Origin of the sequence: Methylobacterium mesophilicum SR1.6/6, assembly GCF_000364445.2 — a bacterium.
Taxonomy (GTDB): Bacteria; Pseudomonadota; Alphaproteobacteria; order Rhizobiales; family Beijerinckiaceae; genus Methylobacterium; species Methylobacterium mesophilicum_A.
Genome location: NZ_CP043538.1, coordinates 4,945,279 through 4,962,119, shown reverse-complemented (window position 1 = coordinate 4,962,119; position 16,841 = coordinate 4,945,279). Strand labels below are relative to the sequence as shown.

General features: G+C 67.8%; 14 protein-coding genes. 4 read left to right on the top strand and 10 right to left on the bottom strand.

All coding sequences use genetic code 11. The features are described 5' to 3' along the window. Positions 1-281 precede the first annotated feature (281 nt). Positions 282-710, bottom strand: coding sequence for a hypothetical protein (locus MMSR116_RS23475; protein WP_010686052.1), 429 nt, complete (start codon positions 708-710; stop codon positions 282-284). A gap of 394 nt (positions 711-1,104) precedes the next feature. Between MMSR116_RS23475 and MMSR116_RS32295 the strand changes: the two genes are divergently transcribed. After that, a complete protein-coding gene (locus MMSR116_RS32295) occupies positions 1,105-1,239 on the top strand; it encodes a hypothetical protein (RefSeq protein ID WP_010686053.1) in 135 nt (44 codons plus the stop codon). 146 nt (positions 1,240-1,385) lie between these two features. Here the strand turns inward: MMSR116_RS32295 and MMSR116_RS23470 are convergent, their stop codons facing one another. The 3 genes from MMSR116_RS23470 to MMSR116_RS32590 all read right to left on the bottom strand — a co-directional run bounded on the left by MMSR116_RS23470 (position 1,386) and on the right by MMSR116_RS32590 (position 3,280). Beyond that, positions 1,386-2,093: a hypothetical protein gene (locus tag MMSR116_RS23470; protein WP_010686054.1), complete on the bottom strand. Its 708-nt coding sequence runs from the start codon at positions 2,091-2,093 to the stop codon at positions 1,386-1,388. Positions 2,094-2,776: 683 nt separating this feature from the next. Further along, complete coding sequence (locus MMSR116_RS23465) at positions 2,777-3,013, bottom strand: hypothetical protein (RefSeq protein ID WP_010686056.1); 237 nt, start codon at positions 3,011-3,013, stop codon at positions 2,777-2,779. A gap of 102 nt (positions 3,014-3,115) precedes the next feature. Beyond that, positions 3,116-3,280 carry a Flp family type IVb pilin gene (locus tag MMSR116_RS32590; RefSeq protein WP_083920293.1) on the bottom strand — a complete coding sequence of 55 codons (165 nt, stop codon included), beginning with the start codon at positions 3,278-3,280 and terminating at the stop codon, positions 3,116-3,118. Between the two features lie 501 nt (positions 3,281-3,781). Here MMSR116_RS32590 and MMSR116_RS23455 point away from each other — a divergent pair. From MMSR116_RS23455 to MMSR116_RS23445, 3 genes are read left to right on the top strand one after another with little or no spacing between them, the layout of a single operon-like run. Then, positions 3,782-5,194, top strand: a complete 1,413-nt coding sequence (locus MMSR116_RS23455) for a TadE/TadG family type IV pilus assembly protein (RefSeq protein WP_244625520.1) — start codon at positions 3,782-3,784, stop codon at positions 5,192-5,194. 37 nt (positions 5,195-5,231) lie between these two features. Beyond that, positions 5,232-6,266 carry an HD-GYP domain-containing protein gene (locus MMSR116_RS23450; protein ID WP_010686059.1) on the top strand — a complete coding sequence of 345 codons (1,035 nt, stop codon included), beginning with the start codon at positions 5,232-5,234 and terminating at the stop codon, positions 6,264-6,266. Between the two features lie 49 nt (positions 6,267-6,315). Continuing rightward, positions 6,316-8,628: an ATP-binding protein gene (locus MMSR116_RS23445; protein WP_010686060.1), complete on the top strand. Its 2,313-nt coding sequence runs from the start codon at positions 6,316-6,318 to the stop codon at positions 8,626-8,628. Positions 8,629-8,885: 257 nt separating this feature from the next. Here the strand turns inward: MMSR116_RS23445 and MMSR116_RS23440 are convergent, their stop codons facing one another. The 6 genes from MMSR116_RS23440 to MMSR116_RS23415 form a co-directional block, all read right to left on the bottom strand. Next, positions 8,886-9,989, bottom strand: a complete 1,104-nt coding sequence (locus MMSR116_RS23440; RefSeq protein WP_010686061.1) for an SMP-30/gluconolactonase/LRE family protein — start codon at positions 9,987-9,989, stop codon at positions 8,886-8,888. A 666-nt stretch (positions 9,990-10,655) separates the two neighbouring features. Continuing rightward, positions 10,656-12,608 (bottom strand): hypothetical protein, encoded by a 1,953-nt coding sequence (locus MMSR116_RS23435; protein WP_010686062.1) that lies wholly within the window; start codon positions 12,606-12,608, stop codon positions 10,656-10,658. Positions 12,609-12,625: 17 nt separating this feature from the next. Further along, complete coding sequence (locus tag MMSR116_RS23430; protein ID WP_010686063.1) at positions 12,626-13,450, bottom strand: hypothetical protein; 825 nt, start codon at positions 13,448-13,450, stop codon at positions 12,626-12,628. Further along, positions 13,447-14,472, bottom strand: coding sequence for a TRAFAC clade GTPase domain-containing protein (locus MMSR116_RS23425; RefSeq protein WP_010686064.1), 1,026 nt, complete (start codon positions 14,470-14,472; stop codon positions 13,447-13,449). The genes MMSR116_RS23430 and MMSR116_RS23425 overlap by 4 nt, the downstream gene beginning before the upstream one ends. After that, complete coding sequence (locus MMSR116_RS23420; protein ID WP_010686065.1) at positions 14,469-15,557, bottom strand: GTPase-associated system all-helical protein GASH; 1,089 nt, start codon at positions 15,555-15,557, stop codon at positions 14,469-14,471. Before MMSR116_RS23420 ends, MMSR116_RS23425 begins: the two co-directional genes overlap by 4 nt. Continuing rightward, the gene (locus tag MMSR116_RS23415; protein WP_010686066.1) at positions 15,557-16,834 is read right to left on the bottom strand and encodes a caspase family protein; all 1,278 of its coding nucleotides are present in this window, start codon (positions 16,832-16,834) and stop codon (positions 15,557-15,559) included. Before MMSR116_RS23415 ends, MMSR116_RS23420 begins: the two co-directional genes overlap by 1 nt. Between the last annotated feature and the right edge of the window lie 7 nt (positions 16,835-16,841).

The following is a 16,841-nucleotide window of genomic DNA, read 5'->3' as shown; positions in this document are numbered from 1 at the left end:
GACAGCACGTCGTGTGGGGTGATCCCACTCAGATCCCTCATCCTGAGGTGCCCGCGTCAGCGGGCCGCGAAGGAGGCCTCCAGGGATCCCGCGGCTGGCTAGAGGGCTCCTTCGCGGCCTGCGCCGAGCGCCGGCACCTCAGAATGAGGTCGAGGGTTGGAGAGCCGGTCCAGGGATTCCCGGCCCTGTGTACCGTGCGCGTCGCGATCAGGCACGGCTCCGAGCCTGTGGTGTGACGCGCTTTCCGGCGCTGACAGGCGTCCATTTCGGCGGCGGGCGCTCTAGTTGATCAGGCAGAAACCGGTCCCTTCGCTCCCTGATCCGCCGACCATTCTCCCCGGTGCGCAGGACGGACGGAGCGCACGCGCTTCTCGAATCGGAGCGGGCGGCGAGGTCTCGACGTGGGTCGGCGGCGCGGCCGGGACGTCCGGCACGAGCGTCTCGGCTGAGGATGCGGGAAGCGCAGCGCTCGCGGCGACGACCGGAGCCACCGGTTTCGGTGCGAGGACGAGCGCGGGCCGGTAGCCGAGAATGCCCGCTCTCGGCTCTGCATGGACTCGACTCGGCTGGTTCAGGGCGGCCGACCGGTAAGACGTGTGGGAATGCCCGGAGAACAGGCGCGCGAACCCTCGGCCACCCCGCGCCTGCGCGGCGTCGCTGCCGACCGTCAAGGCCAGGATCGCCGCCCCCGCCACCATCCACGTCCGCATGACTCACTCCTCGCAGGCGAGGCATCCTGCGGGAGGTGAATTACCGTCGCGTTAGGCGATTGAACTGTAATCGATCGATCAAGGCGCCTGTGCAGAAGTCCCCGATCCACAGAAGCAGCTTTCGTGCTGCGACAAGACGGAGGGAGCGCTCACGTCCGCCCTGGAGCCGGTTCGATCCACCGCTCCGGCCGCCATCTGCCGCCGGATAGGGTGCTCTTCGTGGATCTCTCACCCGTCGGATGCGCGGCCCCGGCGGGGCGCCGATCAGGACCGCGGCGTCGGCGGCCGACTTCGCGGACGGTGCCGCCCGGCACAGGGCCGTTCAGGGCCTTTCCGTGCGCCCGAACCATTCGCATCCAGCGCCGTTGACTGCCAAATCAGGAGCAGGACGGACATGCAGACCAGATGGATGACCCTCGCCGAAGTGGCGGCAGATCGGCACCTGACACTCGCGGAAGCCCAGCGCCTGGTCGATGAGAGCAACTGCCCGAAGGCGTTCAAGGAGCACGGTACGGTCTATCTGATCTGACCGTACCCGCCGCATCGCCGCCGGCGCACCGAGGCAGCGGAGGATCGCGTCTCGATCATCGACAGGCTCGCTCCGGACGTGGTGCTTCGGAGAGGGCGGACGAGGGCGCCGGCCGGGACTCCCGACGGACTCGCTCTGCCTCATCGTCATTGCGGCATCCGCCGGATCGAGTCGACGATGTCCGGCGAGAGATCCGCTTCCAGACTCCGCTGATGAGGAACCGCGATCCGCTTGGCCTCGGCGTGGTTTATCTTCGCGGCTGGAGTCTTCTGATCCACTGAGCCGGTCGTCAGGGGCGCGGTGCGGTTCGGCCAGTCTTCCAGTTTCAGGGCCTTGGCCGGCTTCTGGTCGCCGCAACCGTCACAAACCGACACCAGCCAGGATTGCCACAGGCCGTTGGTCTTCTCCTGCGCCGACTCCGCCCGCTCGCGATGCGCCGAGGCCAGAGCGAAGGTGTCGAGATCGGGTTGCTTCTTGGGTTCGGACGGTGTGCGCAACTCGTCAAGTCGAACATCGCGCGTTTGAGGGGGCAGGACGGGTGACGGCGCGGCGGGCGCGGGTGCCACTGGAAGGGCACCTGTCGTGGCGGGTTCTCCGCCGCATCCGACGCAGACCCTCGTGCTGATAGCGTCGTCCACGGTTTGACGCGGCGTCTTGCGCTCGATCGACGTGGTGGATGTTGGGCTTGCATCCCGGCTCGGCGGTTTGGTCTGCCCGACCACCGTGGTGTTCGGCGCCTTTTCAGTCGAGAGCGGATCAACGCCCGTCTTCGTGCGGTCTACCTGAGCGAACACGGCGCCCGTCGACAACGAAATCAAAATCGATGCGGCGATTTGCGTGCGGAATGGCGTCATGGCTACCTCCATGAAAGCTCAATCGCCTAAATCGTCCTGGGTTCATCTCCTCTGAATGCTGATAACACCTCGAAGCGAGACGACGGGCCTGAACTCAGTCGGCCGCAACCTGGCAGGCGAGAGCGTGTGCAGTTGAGGCGGAAGGACGACGGGCGATGGTGGCACCTGACGCCTTGAGGCCAAGCGACGCCCCGGTCCGACCGGCGGAGAGCCAGTCGATCGGTACCGGCACGCCTGCCTGCGTGTGGAACGTCCCTCGACACCGGAACGATCGACCGTCTCACCCAGCAAGCACAGCTGTGCGGGGGTATTTCGATCGTTGAATGCCGATCGCAGCGATCACGACATGGGTCGAGACTTGCGCTGAACTATCAACAGAGCGCCCGCCCGGCTGGCCGCGACGGGCCCTCTTCGCGCGCGCCGCCGCGACCGCACACTACCGTTGCGGCAGGAGGTGCGACCTGAGGGTGAAGCGAACGGCTTGGCGATAATTCAGGCCCGCAATCAGTTCCTGTTCGCCGAAATAGATGGCGTAGGTTCCATCCCGGTTGTCCAGCAGCCTTAGCATCTGAAGGGCTCCTGCAAGCTGATTACAGGAAAGGTTAGGGCTCCGAAGACTGATTACAAGATGGTCGCCGGCTGCCCGAACGGGCCGCAATCGGCCCGGGGCGAAATGGCAGCGGTCAGACGTCGTCGCGAGGCTTCGTCGAGGATGAGCCGTAGCGCGTTGCCAGCTCGGCCGTGCCTGCGTCGGTGATCCTGTACTCAGCGCTGTCCGTCGCGGGATCCGTTCGACCCGTGGCCGCGATCAATCCCAGCACTTCCATGCGGCGCATGTAGGCGCTCACTTGGTAGAAGCGCGGGCCGGTCTGGGCGAGCGTGCGGAGCCGGTAGAGGCTGGCCGGCGCGAGCTTGTGCATGGCGCGGGAGCTTACCGGCCGGCGGCGCCGACGTCAGTGCGACCGACTAGTCCCTCCCGGTCGCCCGGGCTGCCGCCGCGAGGCTTCCGACGGGAGGCTTTTTCAGTTCAGGTTGTTGGAAATCGCGCTGAACTTCGTGCCGAGCCTCACGCCCACGAGCCTGAGCGAGGCAATAACGACGACCGCGATAAGGGCGGCAATCATCCCGTATTCAATTGCTGTAGCGCCGGACTCGTCGCGGATAAATCGTCGTAGGATCTGAGACATTGGGCTGACCTGTGGCAATACTGGAGCATCACGAACCAGCGATAGCGACGGCTCGTTTACGGTTTGTGAAGAAACATCGATCCCCGGTACTCCGCGCTGCGCGGCCGCGATATCGTCCGCGTCGATCGTGTCCGGCTGGCAGGCATGCCACTCCCTCAACGCGTCCGGTCGCCCCTCGCGGCCCCGGCACTGGGCGGCCGGATCCAAGAGATCGGAAACGTGGTGGACAAAGCGCTTCCGTCACGGCGCCCGTCACGATTGTGCAGCCGGCCATGCCAATTGCATCCATAAGTTGTTTCCGTCCCGGCATGGATCGTACGTGAGATCGCTTTTCTCGGCCGGTCCCCGGGCGGCGTCCGAGATTTTCCCGATCTTCAGCGGCGCGCGCTGGGTCTGGCAGCCGACGGTCACAAGATCTCGTGTGCCGGATTAAGATGTTAGCTATTTCTCTCCGCTAATTTTTCTCCACATCGACCCGCCGGGTCGAATCCAGACCCCACGATGAGGAGCATCAGGGTGAATGTCCGCTGGCAGATCTCTGCCCGCCGATGGCGCATGCGGGGCTTTGCCTTCGCCAGGAATGGCCGAGGTGGCGTCGCATTGACCTTCGCCCTCTCGTCCCCGGTCCTGTTCGGACTCGTCGGTGGCGGCGTCGACTACGCCCGCCTGGTGGCGCGCCGCACGCAGATCCAGAATGCCGTCGACGCCGGTGCCCTGGCCGGCGGCAACGCGCTGAAGCTCGCCGCCTCGGACGCGGCCTCCGTTCGGGGAGCCGTGGAGCAGATCATCGTCGCCAACGCGCCTGCACCCGCCGACAAGCCGCTGGCCATCACCGTCGCGGTGGCGGACGACAAGACCAGCGTGTTCGCCCGTGCCGAAGACCGCGTGGCGCTCACCTTCGGCCGCTTCATCGGCCTCGCCAGCCAGACCGTCGCCGCGCAGGCCAAGGTCAGCATCGTCGGCAAGATGCGCCTGTGCATGCTGACCCTCGATCCGAGTGCGCCGGGGGCCTTCAACCTCCAGAAGAACGCGCAGGTCACCGCGCTGGGCTGCGCGCTCTACTCCGACTCGGTGAGCCCGCTCGGGATGGTCGGGGGCGCCAACGCCCTGGCGCGGGCCGATACGATCTGCTCGGTGGGGGGCTATTCCGGCGTCCGGGCGAATTTTTCGCCCCCGCCGCAGACGGAATGCCCGGTCATCCAGGATCCCCTGCAGGGTCGCGTCGCGCCGCCCGTCGGCGGCTGCGCGAGCCTGCCCTTCCCGTTCAACCTGCTGCCGCTCGGCAAGATGGCGACCATCGACAAGGACGTCACGCTCGAACCCGGCACCTACTGCGCAGGCCTGACGGTCAAGAAGAACGCCACGGTGACGATGCGGCCCGGCATCTACGTGTTCAAGGACGGGCCGCTCATCGTGAAGGACAACGCGACGCTGACGGGCGTCGATGTCGGCCTCTACTTCGCGGGGGACAAGGCGGGCCTCCTCTTCGACAAGAAGACCACCGTCAGCCTCTCGGCCCCGACGACCGGCGTGATGGCCGGGATGCTGATGTCCGAGCAGCCTGCCGTGACGGCTCCGCTCGATCCGGCGCTGGGCGTGACGGACGACTCGACGGGCGCCCCTGTGCCGCCCACCCCCGCTCCGCTGGGGCAGACGGCGCCGATGCGGATCTACCGGATCATCAGCAACAATGCCCGCACCATGCTGGGCACGATCTACCTGCCCTCGGGCCGCCTCGTGATCGACGCCGACAAGCCCGTCGCCGACCAATCCGCCTACACCGTCGTCGTGACGCGGCAGGTCAATCTGTACGAGGGGCCGAACCTCTACCTCAACGCCAATTACGAGGGCACCAGCGTGCCCGTGCCCAAGGGCGTCGGCCCCCTCGGCGGCAGGGTCGTGATCTCGCAATGACATCCTCTTTCGCGGACGGATCGTCTGGAGGCTCGTGGTGCTCGCGCTGATCCTCGACGATGCCGAGATGAACAACCTGCTGATGGTGCAGGCCTTGAAGCCCGTGGCCGATTGCGAGCCTGTGGCCTTCACCTGCCCGAAGGCCGGGCTCGCCTTCCTGCGGGAGAACGTCGACCGGATCGGCGTCGTCGTCACCGATTACGACATGCCGGAATTGACCGGCCTCGACATCATCGCCGCCGCGCGGGACATCCCGGGCTTCGCGCACGTCCCCATCGTCATGGTCACGAGCATGGACCAGCGCAGCTTGCGCCATCAGGCCCTGCGCGCGGGGGCCACGGACTTCCTCGGCAAGCCGTTCGACCCGGTCGAGATCCAGGCGCGGATCGCCAATCTGTTGAAGATCAGCGCCGCCCATCGCCAGCAGCAGGACCGCGCCGCGTGGCTCGCCCGCGAGGTGGCGTCCGCCGTGGCCGTCATCGAAGCGCGGGAGCACGAGATCATCGCCCTGCTGATGCGCGCCGCCGAGCACCGCGACAACGATACCGGCAACCACATCGCGCGGGTGGCGGGCTATGTGGACGTCATCGCCCGGAATCTCGGCTTCGCGCCGCCGGACATCCAGATCCTGAAGCTCGCCTCGACGATGCACGATGTCGGCAAGATCGCGGTCCCCGACTCGATCCTGCTCAAGCGGGGGCCGCTGTCGGCCGAGGAGCGCGCCGAGATGGAGAAGCACGCCGAGCGCGGTCGGCAGATCCTGGAGGGCAGCAGCTCCGACGTCGTGCGGATCGCCGCCGAGATCGCCGAGAGCCACCACGAGCGCTGGGACGGAACCGGCTATCCGCGGGGGCTGAAGGGCGCGGCGATCCCGCTCCCCGGCCGCATCGTGGCGGTGGCGGATGTGTTCGACGCCCTCGTCTCCGAGCGTCCCTACAAGCAGGCCTGGCCGCTGGAGCGCGCGCGGGCCTTCGTCGCCGAGCAGGCCGGGCTCCATTTCGATCCGCGCTGCGTCGAGGCCTTCCTCGCGGGCTGGAGCGAGGTCGAGAAGACCTGGGCCGAGGCCGCCTGAGACTGGCGAAGGGGAGCGCAGCGTGAGGCACACGTGGAGGCACACGTGGGTGAGGCCGGGCCGCTCCGTCGCGGGCCGGATCGCCCTGGTCGTCACGGGCGCCGTCACGGCGGCCCTGATCGTCGCCGCCGGCCTGTCGGTCTGGCGCGAGCTCGACCGCTTCACCGAGGATCAGCGCGAGGCGCTCAACACGATCGCCCAGGTCTTCGCCTTCGGGAGCGCGAAGGCCGCCGCGTCGGGCGACGAGGAGGCGATGAACGCCACGCTCCGGGCCATCGGCAAATTGCCGCTGATCGTCTACGGCGCCGTCGAGGGGCGGGACGGCACGATCCTGGCCGAGCAGGGCCTGGGCCTGCGCCTCAACCGGGACACGGCCCTCGACGCGCAGGACATATCGCCGTGGAGCATCCTCGGAACCCGCACCCTGCGGGGCGAGGCGACGATCATGGACAACGGCGTCCCGATCGGCCGCGTGGTGCTCATCCGCGAGACCCCGCTCGTCGTCGGCCGCGTGCTGGACGCCGCGGAGAACGCGGGACTCGCGGCGCTGCTCGCCGTCGCCATCGGGATCGGCGTGTCCCTGCAGTTGCAGCGGAGCGTGATGCGACCCCTGGCGCTGCTGGCGGGGACCATGGACGCCGTGCGCCTACGCCACGACTACACGCGGCGCGCGCCCGTGACGAGCGACGACGAGGTCGGCCGGCTCGCGCGGACCTTCAACGATCTCCTCTCGGCCGTGAACGAGCGCGACGATCAGCTCGCCGCCCACAGCGCGCATCTCGAGGCGGAGGTGAAGGCCAGGACGATCGACCTGACCGAGGCCAAGCACGCGGCCGAAGCCGCCAACGCGGCGAAATCCACCTTCCTGGCGACGATGAGCCACGAGATCCGCACGCCGATGAACGGCGTGCTCGTGATGGCCGAGCTGCTCGCGGGTTCGGACCTGCCGCCGCGCCAGCGCCGCTACGCGGACGTGATCGCGCGATCCGGTAGATCGCTGCTGGCGATTATCAACGACATCCTCGACTTCGCGAAGGTCGAAGCCGGCAAGCTCGACCTCGAGCGGGTGCCGGTCAGCCCCGTCGAAGTGGCGGACACGGTCGTCGCGCTCTTCGCCGAACGCGCCCGATCGGCTGGGCTCGGCCTGACGGCGCAGATCGCCCCGGAGGTGCCGCGGGCCATCCTCGGAGACCCCGTGCGCCTCGGTCAGGTCGCGAGCAACTTCGTCTCCAACGCGCTGAAATTCACCGCGGCGGGCGAGGTCACGCTGCGCATGGAGATCGACCCCGCCGACGGGTTCCTCGTCCTCTCCGTGACCGACACCGGCATCGGCATTCCGCAGGACAAGCTCGGCGCGATCTTTTCGGCCTTCTCCCAGGCAGATCAGTCGACGACGCGGCGCTTCGGCGGTACCGGGCTCGGCCTCTCCATCGCCCAACGCATCGTGGAGGCCATGGGGGGCAGCGTCGGCGTCGACAGCGAGGTGGGCGCAGGCTCGACCTTCTTCGCCCGCTGGCCCGTCGAGGCGGTCGAGCCTGTCCCCGTGCACGCGAGCAAGCCGGCCCCGTCCCTGCCGCGCTTTCCCGGCGCGCGCGTGCTCGTGGCCGACGACAGCGCCGTCAATCGCGAGGTGGCCGTGGAGGCCCTGGCCCGGTGCGGTGTCACCGATGTCGTGACCGTCGAGGACGGGCTCGCCGCGGCCGAGGCCAGTGCGGCCCGTCCGTTCGACATCGTCCTGATGGACGGCAGCATGCCGGTGATGGACGGGTTCACCGCGGCCAGGACCATCCGCCAGCACGAGCTGCGGATGGGCAGACGGCGCACGCCGATCGTCGCGCTCACCGCCCACGTGCTGGCCGACGCGGCCGAGGCCGCGCAGGCCGCCGACATGGACGGCATCCTGCCCAAGCCCTTCACCCTGGCGCAGCTCGCGCACCTGCTTCAACAGCATGTCGCGGGTGAGGCGCCCAACCCGGTCGAGCCGTCCGAGCCGCAGGCCGACCCGGACGCGCTGCTGGACGGCGACGTCATCGACGGCCTGCTGAGCCTCGGGGACGGCGCCTTCCTGGCCCGCGTCGTCGATCTCTACCGCCAGCAGGCACCCGTCGCCCTGTCGGCCCTGCGGGACGCCGTCGCGGCGGCGGACCAGCCCGCCATCGCCCGGGCCGCTCACAGCCTGAAATCCATGAGCGCCAATATCGGAGCCCTGGTCCTTGTCGGGCGCCTGAAGCCGATCGAGATGGCGGCGCGCGACGGTGCCTTCGTCGGAAGTCTCGGCGATTGCGACGCTCTGGACCCCGTGCTCGACGCGACCATCCTCCTCCTCGATCAGCGCACGGCACAGGTGCGGGCCGCGGCGTAGGGGTTGTGCCGTGCATCGGTCCCCGGAAGCGGCGCGAGGCCGATCCCTCCGGAGGCCGGACGCGTGACGGGATGGACATGATCTTCCGGCAGGGAGGATCTTCCGGCAGGGATGGGCGCCGGATCGGCCCCGGGTCGAAGCGGTATGCAGGCCGGAGAACGGCCGCTTCCCGGACGCTCTAACGGGTGCTGGAGCCGCGCCTCGGGTCGCCACCGGCCATCGGCCGCGATCACCGAGCGTCAGCTTCGTTCCGCCGATCAGTTGCGCAGCGGCTTCGCCCCGATCTGCATCCGGTAGATCGTGGTCGGGAATTTCACCGCCGACGCTTCGCCGCCGTTCATCGTCGGCGTGCGGTTCATCTGCGCCGCGGGGATCCACAGGCCGCCCTGCTCGTCGATCCACATCGCGTCGACCCAGACCAGCCGCGGGTCCTCCACGAGCGTGCTCATCGTCCCATCCGGCAAGATCTTGAGGATGCGCAGACCGTCCGTGTCGCTCGCGTAGATCGTCCCGTCCGCGTCGATCGCGGTTCCGCCGGTGGCCACGGTGGCGGCGAACAGCGTCACGTGCTTGGCCCGCTCCGCGTCGCTCAGGTTCGCGTCATCCAGATAGCGCGTCTCGATGCTGTAGAGCGGGCCGGTGCAGGCCTGATAGTAGAACGTCTTGCCGTCGGGGGAGACTTCCAGCTGGTCGGCGTGGATGAACAGGAGCTTGCCCTTGTCGTCCCGGAGCACCCGGCCCTGGCCGGTGAGCGGCCGCTGCGCGATGGTCGACCAGTGTCCATCGAGCACCCGCCGTAGGCCGCCGGTGTCCAGGTCGAGCACGAGCAGCCCGGGCTGGCCGGCATCCGTCAGGTAGACGTTGCGGCCGTTGAAGCGGAAATCGTCGATGAAGCTACGGTCGGTGGTCGCCGCCTGCAGCGGGTAGACCTTGCGCACGGTGTTGGTGGCCAGATCGATCTGCACCAGCTTGGGGCCGCCGGGAAGCGGCGCCTCGCCCATGCCGGGCGCGCCCTTGTCGACGACCCAGAGATCGCCCTCCGGCCCGATGCGGATGGCGTTGACCGCCACGAAGGCCTTGGCCGGGTCATCGCCCTGCTTCCACGCGTTCCACGCCTCATCGGGGAAGGCGACGGGCTTGCCGTCGCGCCACTCGCCGAGTTCGATCCCCTTGCCCTTCGACTGGCGCTGGAACGGCGAGAACACCCGGCCGTCCTTCGCGCGGGTGATGCCGTTGAAGACCAAGCTGTCCGAGTGCAGCACGGGCTCGAGCGCGTCTGGCCCGGCCTGAGCGTCGGCCGCCCGTGCGGACGACGCCAAGCACCCTGCGAGCAGGAGGGCGGGGATCAAGAGACGGGTCATGGGCGATCACGCGCTGCGGTGGCAGGATGTTCCGCTGCAAGCCCTGGAAACCCGACGGTGTTCCCACCCGCGCGCCCTGCGCCGCCTCGGTGCAGCGTTCCGGTGGCTGTCCGGGACTATGCGGGCTCTCGTGCCCCGAAAAACCGTCTGTTGCGGGGGGGCGGTCGTGTTCCGGTCCTGAAGGCCCGGTCGTCCTTCAGGAACTTGGCTGGGGCGCCAGGATTCTCAGCCAAAACCGAAGGGGTACGACATCAAGGGGTTGGACCCTTGACCACCCGTCTCAAGTGGCATCGGACCTGGGAAATGGACCATCCGAGTGGACCTTGGTCAACGCTCGGTTTTAAGCGCTCCACACCCCCTTTAAAAATCGACGGCAGATCCGCAAAGCGCCAACATCTGACATCAAGTGTTCGCCCGAGAGCGGACAAGATCGCCGAATTTAATGGGGCTATTGACCTATCTTAGGCAAGTACGAATTTTGCTTCTGGCATCAGGTCACCGACGGTTACACCCGCTGTTCCTGATATCGGCCAACCGCCTATTTCCTTTCACGTGCCTCACACCCGACTCGGACGAAGCACGGTTCTGCTGAGCTAGGCAGCGGCTCACTTCCCCCGCATGCGGGCTTCGCGCGAACGCGCAGGGTCGGCTTAAGAGGCGACAAGCTCAACTCCACCAGGGCATCCACGCGGGCGTGTCTAGCTTCCTTCGGATAAGGATGGCGGTTGCGGGCGGCACGTCGGGGGCGAGCGTCGCCAGCTGCAGAGCGGACTTGGTCAGAACCGTCACGGCGGAGTCGATGAGCGCGCGCGCGTGTTCCCGATCTTCGCTCAGCGCGAATGCACCCGCGCTGCCGCTCTGCGGCGGCCAGCGATTTAGCGCAGCCTCCGCGAGCCGGTCGGCGAGTCGCCACACGTTCAGGCGCCCACTAGATATCGCGCGCTCCAGGTAGGCCTCCTGCTCGCGCGTTAGCCGGTGCCTGATGGCAAGCCGCATCAGAGGATCGAACGTCGATCGCGCCGTCTCAAGCCCGGCTGGCCCGCCCACGTTCATGGCCGCGACGTGGCATACCACGACGGTGTTTGCCGCAGCTGCCTTTGTGCCAAGGCGCGCGAGGCAGGTGCACCAGGCGGGGGCTGCCGGGGGCGGGGGTCCGTCTGCGATCTGGGCCTCGGCCAGTTTGTCCAGGGCGCCCGCGTGGTCGAGGCTCGCGAGCGCATCCCCCAGCTGCTCAGGCTGGGCAAGGAGCTGCTGAGCGGCGACTCGCACCACCGCGGCATCCTTGAACGCGAGCATGCCGAGCACCACCGAAGTGGGTGCGTCCTGGTCGCTAGCCAGAAGCGATCTCGCCGTCATGGGCCCGATGCTGAGGCCGAACAGCGCCAGTCCATCCTGCAGTCCAAGCGCCGCCGGCTGCCGGTCGATCATAATCGCACGGTCTGCGTCGTCGGCTGGCCAGAAGTCGATGCGAGCAATTAATCCGGGGCGCAACGCGAGCATGCGCTCCCGGTTCGAGACCCCGGCCGCCTTAGCCAGCCGGCCGGGTTCGCACCCGCGGACCACGGCCTCGAAGATACGCCCGCCCAGCTGGTCGGGGGCCGACGTGCCCGCGATCGCGAGCAACCGAGTGAACGACTTCTGATCCATACCGTCCGCCATTGGCACGGCACGGGCGGGATCGACGTCGAGCGACTGCTTACCCAGCTCCTCGACCATCGTCATGAGCGCGTTCGGATCGTCAGCCGTCGACAGCTCTTGGGAGATCAGATCGCGGGTGAGTCGGTTGAGCCGGTCCCCGCCGACGCGGCCAAGCGTGCGGAGGCGGTCTCGAAGCGGAGCGTCGGGATCAGACCAGAGCGCGGCGAGCGGCTCTGCGGCGCGACGGGGGTTGGTGGCCTCGGACGCATAGCGGCTGAGGAACCGCCGCAGTTCGGTGGGACCACGCAGGGGCAGGTCGTTTAGCAGCGCCCGCAACCCCGGTCCAAGGTTGGATCGAGCACCTCGCGATGCCGCCGGCACGAAGCGCAAGGTCCAGTCCGGGCCCGCGCCCGGCCGACTTGCAGCGAGACCAGCGGCGAACGAGAACGTCCGTCTTAGTCCCGGCCACATCTGCCGCCATAAAGCGAGTGCCAGGAGATCGTCTGTCGCGCGGTCGGCGGAAGGCACCTCGATAGCCCCCTCTGACTGGCCGGTACCATAGAGCCGCACCATCGCGTCGATGGAGTGCGGCCCGAGGTCGTAGCAGTCGGCCCCTGCCAGATTGACTGACACTTCCAGCGGCTTGGCGATCACGGCCTGGCGTGGATCCCCGGATCGCATCAGCAGCGGCTCAAGTGCGACGAGGTCGTTGAGCTTCGCGAGGCACTGGTAGTCCAGCACCAGCGAATGGGTCCACACGCTGCCCGGCCGGGAGCCGGCGCCGGCCGACCAAGTCCGCGCTAGGACGTGGCGCGACGCGGAGCGAAGCGGGTAGCAAGTCAGGTACATGCCGCCGCCCTCGTCGGCAAGCAGGTCGCTGTGGACGAGCATGGTCGCTCGGGCCTTCTCGTCGAGGCGGATCGACGAGGCGATCTCTTTGTGTCCGCGTTCGTAGCCGTGTAGCACCTGGTCGATGCGCACGGTCTGGGCGCCCGCGCTCACGTGCCCGCCAGCCAGCGCAGCGGCGCCGTTAAGTCGTGCGGCTTGGCCCGGTGTCCGACGATGCGGATCCGCTCGGCGGGTTTCATCGCCTTGAGCCGCTTCTTGTCCTGGGGTAGCCGTCCACCTTGCGCGCTCACCCCGTATACGCGCAGGTCCCACAGACTCGGGTTGTACTGTAAAAATTGTGCGAGCATCGGCCTCTTCTCGGCGAGCCACGCATCCGGCATCCTGTCGCTTGGGATCACGTCCCACGCCGATACCATCACCGCGATCCGGCGGCGTTTAGGAGTCAGGGGGCGGCGGTTCGCCATCTGTAGGAACTCAACGATCTTCACCTCCTCCGGCATCCCGTATGGATCGAAGAAGTTGGCCTCGTCGCGTGCGATCTGTCCGCTGTCGTCGAGCAGGTCACCCAGGTCGGAGACCAATAGCGCGTCATCCTCGCGTTCCGCGCTGGTGAACAGGGCGATCCCTGACGCGTTGGCGATCGCGTCGTAGAGCTGGTCCTGGCATTGGCCGGAGCAGGCCGGCTGCTCGAACGTCTCGCCCCGTAGGTCGGGCACCAGTAGCACCGACTCCGTTCCGGACGCGGCATCCCGGACGTGGAACTCTACCCAGCCCTCGGTGGCGGGCTTGGTGCGCTGCACCTTCTTCAGCTCCAGCCAGTCGGTCTCCAAGTCATTGACGTGCTTCTCCTCGTCGGCGAGCCTAGTAAGCGTCAGCTCCGTGCTGACCGTGGCGGAGAGCAGGAGGTGGCGGAGGGCCGCGATGAAGGTGCTCTTGCCCGACTCGGGCATACCGACGATCAGTTGGCGTGTCATCGCCGCGACCCGCGGTAGCCGCGCATCAGCTGGTCGAGCTCTGAGCGCTGCAGCGGCCAGGAGTCGTCGGCGACGGGCGGGCGAGGGGCCGGCGTTTCCAGGACGGCCGAGAGCAGCAGCTCTAGACCCTCCCCAATCACCGTCGATCCCCTGCGGGGCCGGCAAGCGACGACGTGCGTGTCTATGCGGAAGCGCCCGCCCGCGCGGCGCGCGAACTCCTCTGCCACCGCGGCCAGTTCGCGCGCCGCCTTCCTGCTCCGGGGTGTCGGCACTGCGACGTCGGCCTTGGTGCCGACGAGCAGCACCCGTCGATCCTCCAGCATGCCGCGCTGATCCATGGCCATAAACAGGCGTCGTACCGCCGACACGGTGAGGTGCGTGCTGGACGTGAGCAGGACAAGGTCGACGAGGACGATGATCACGTCCGCCCGGCGGAGTTCGACGAAGTCGTCGATGTCTGCGGGACGGGCGAGGACCTTGTCGAACAGTTCGCCGGAGCGATCGGCGAACACAGCGTCTTGGACGCCGGACCGAGTGGCGATGAGCAGGTGCGTAAATTGCAGTCCGGCCCCGACCTTGGTGCGCTGTGTGTCGGCGGCAGCCACACCTGACGAAAATCGGGCGAGGTGGCAACGCTCCTCGTGTGCCCGAAGCGTCTCCGATCCGGCAAAGCCGAAGCTCGCCATACGGCGACGGTGCAGCAGCTCGTAAATTGTAGAGATCAGCGTCGTCTTTCCAACCTCGGGCGGCCCGACGATACCCACCACGGTCCCGCCCCGGCGTCTGAGCAGCGCGTCGCACGCCGCGGCGTCGAGGCTTCGGCCGCCGGGTAGGTCGACTGTCTGCGGGGCGGTGTCGTCAGGCTCTTCTGCCCCATCCTGCTCCCCGGCATCCTCGTGCTCGCTCAGCTCAACGACGTCAGGGCATTCATCGAATGATAGGTTATTGATACACACGCCCGAGCGCGGGCCGTCGCAGCCGGGCAGCCTGCAGCCGAACCTGTCCGGGTTGTCGATGATCATCTTAGCGCCCGGGCGACCAGGCGCTCGCGGTAAAGCTGGACCGCGAACTCGGTGCCGGGCAGATGGGCGTCCGGCTCTATCCCGGTCGCGCGGGTGAAGCGCGGCTTCCAGTCCTCGGCGTCATCGCTCCCGGCCGCCAGGCCCATCGCGGTGCTCACCGGGAGAAGGGGGGCGAGGGCGCCTGACGACGGCACCGCAAAGTGGGCCTTGCGCCAGTTGCGATTGGTCATGGCGACAGCCTCCTGCATGGCAACGTTGCCTATCGGCTCCGGCCGGCCCCGCTCCAGCAGGAGATCGATCAGCGCGGGCGCGGCGAACAGGCCCAGCTTGCCGGTGTACTTGTCCGCGAGCTCCTTGCCGGCGCAGACGGCGGCGAGCGGAAGCTGGAGCTGGCGGAACGGCTTGCTGGACCCGTCGCTCCAGCCGCCGGTCACCCACCAATAGGTCCGCATCTCCTGCTCCAGATCGGCGACATGACGCAGCAGATCCTGGTGACCCGTCAGCGCCGCAGCGGACACCGCCTCGGCGTATTTGTTAGCTTCGTTAAGCGCGGCTGCGACGAGAGCGGGCTGGCTCCCCCCGTAGCTGCTTGGGTTGCTGGTTATCGCCTCCACCGTGGCGGAGAGCGTCTTCGGCAATTGTAGAGCCGCCCGCTGCTTCGGCCGGGCCGCGACCTGACCCTGAAATTGCGCCAGGTACCTGCGCGCGACGGGGAGCAGTTGATCGTTCATCGGCACCGAGCGGAGCCCGCCGCACGCGGAAGTCACGACGGCGAGCGCAAGATCGGGGCTGATCTCGCTCTCATTCTCGATCTCGCATTCGGCGACAGCCGCGGCGAGAAGGAGCGCCTCGCGATCCGCGAGTTGCACGTCGAACGTAGGGTCGCCCGAGAAGTCAGTTAGGAAGGCGAACCGCTCTTCGCCCGCGCCGATGCCGAAGGCAGCCTGGACTAGGGGCGCGATCCCAGCGAGCTCTAACGCGCCCGCTGCGGCTTTCACGCCTTCGCCGCGCCTGCCTATCAGGGCGGCATCGCTGGACAGTCCCAGCTTTCCATAAGCAACGCCCAGCCTTTTGATGGCCTCCATCACTGACCTTCCGCCTTGCTGATCATGCTCTCCAGCCGGTCGACGCGGTTCGCGTCCCGCGTTCTGGCCAGCATCGCCTTGTAGCGGTCTAGGTCGGGTAGTGCAGCATCCGTCGCGTCGCCGACGTTGATCTTTCGCGCGATCGCGTCCTTCGTTGAATGGGGCAGGCGGAAGAAGCGGTATGTCACTTGTCGGAAGCGCTGGTCTGGGGTCAAGGCACCCTCCATGCCCGATGAGAAGGCGTCGGCGGTCGCGGGGCTCCAGTCGAACGCTTCGGCGTCTTCCCCCGTGCTGGTCGAGCCATCAGTCGTGCCCGCCGGTCGAGCGGAGACAGGCGCGTGGACATCGCCGTCGGCGGATGCGGCCCCACCCGACCGGCCGGCAGAAGGCGGCAGGTCTGATTCATTCGCGGCGGCCGCGAGGGGCAGCGCGGTCCGCGCCAGCATACCGATGTGTTCGGCTACGTTGGGGAAGATCGGGACAGCCGCGATGCCACCATCCCTATCGTCGGGCGCGACTAGGATCGGCTTGACCGCATCGTCGCCGTAACGACCTCGCAGGACCGTTCTAAGCAGCTGGTGCGTCTGCCGGAGCGAGATCGCTTCGCCGAGGGCAGCGTCTCCTGTCTCCAGCACGCTTAGCAACCCATCCGTGAACTGCGTAAGCTGGCGTTCGCCGCCGGCGCTTGCGGTAGAGGTTCGGTCCGCCGAGCAGAGCGCTGCGACGCCGCGGTCGCCCCTGCCACTCTCCGGCCACGGCGCGATAATCGCGCCCACCTTCTCCTCTAGCGCGTCTCTGCCTGCGCTCATGATGTCGCGGAGCGAGGCAGCCGCGAAGCACGCGTCGAGGAGGTATATGCGTCGCTGCCGGGCGGCGTTCTTAGTCAGGATCTCGTTGAGTTGAGCAAGCGAGGCGCTAGTCATCGCGCGGTCGTCGGCGTCCGTGGCGTTGATGGATAAGTAGTGCTCTTCGCTGTTCGGCTTGAGCATGCCGTGCCCGACGTAGTGGACCAGCACGTTATCTACCCTCACGCCCGGTTCGGATGACTCATCCACGGCTATCTTGCCGCGCAGCCATTGGCGCATGGTCATCAGCTGGTCCGGCCAGGAGCGCGGGTCGTCCAACAGGTCGAGATGGTTGTCGTGCCTGACGAGCGGCTGGTGGCCGGTGGTGAGGATTGCGACGATGGCGCGGCTGCTGGCCGCGAAGGCGTCGTGCCGCAAACGGGCGGCGTTCGGGTAGGCCGCGCCACCCAGCGATAGCAGGAGCGTGCTCACGCGATGC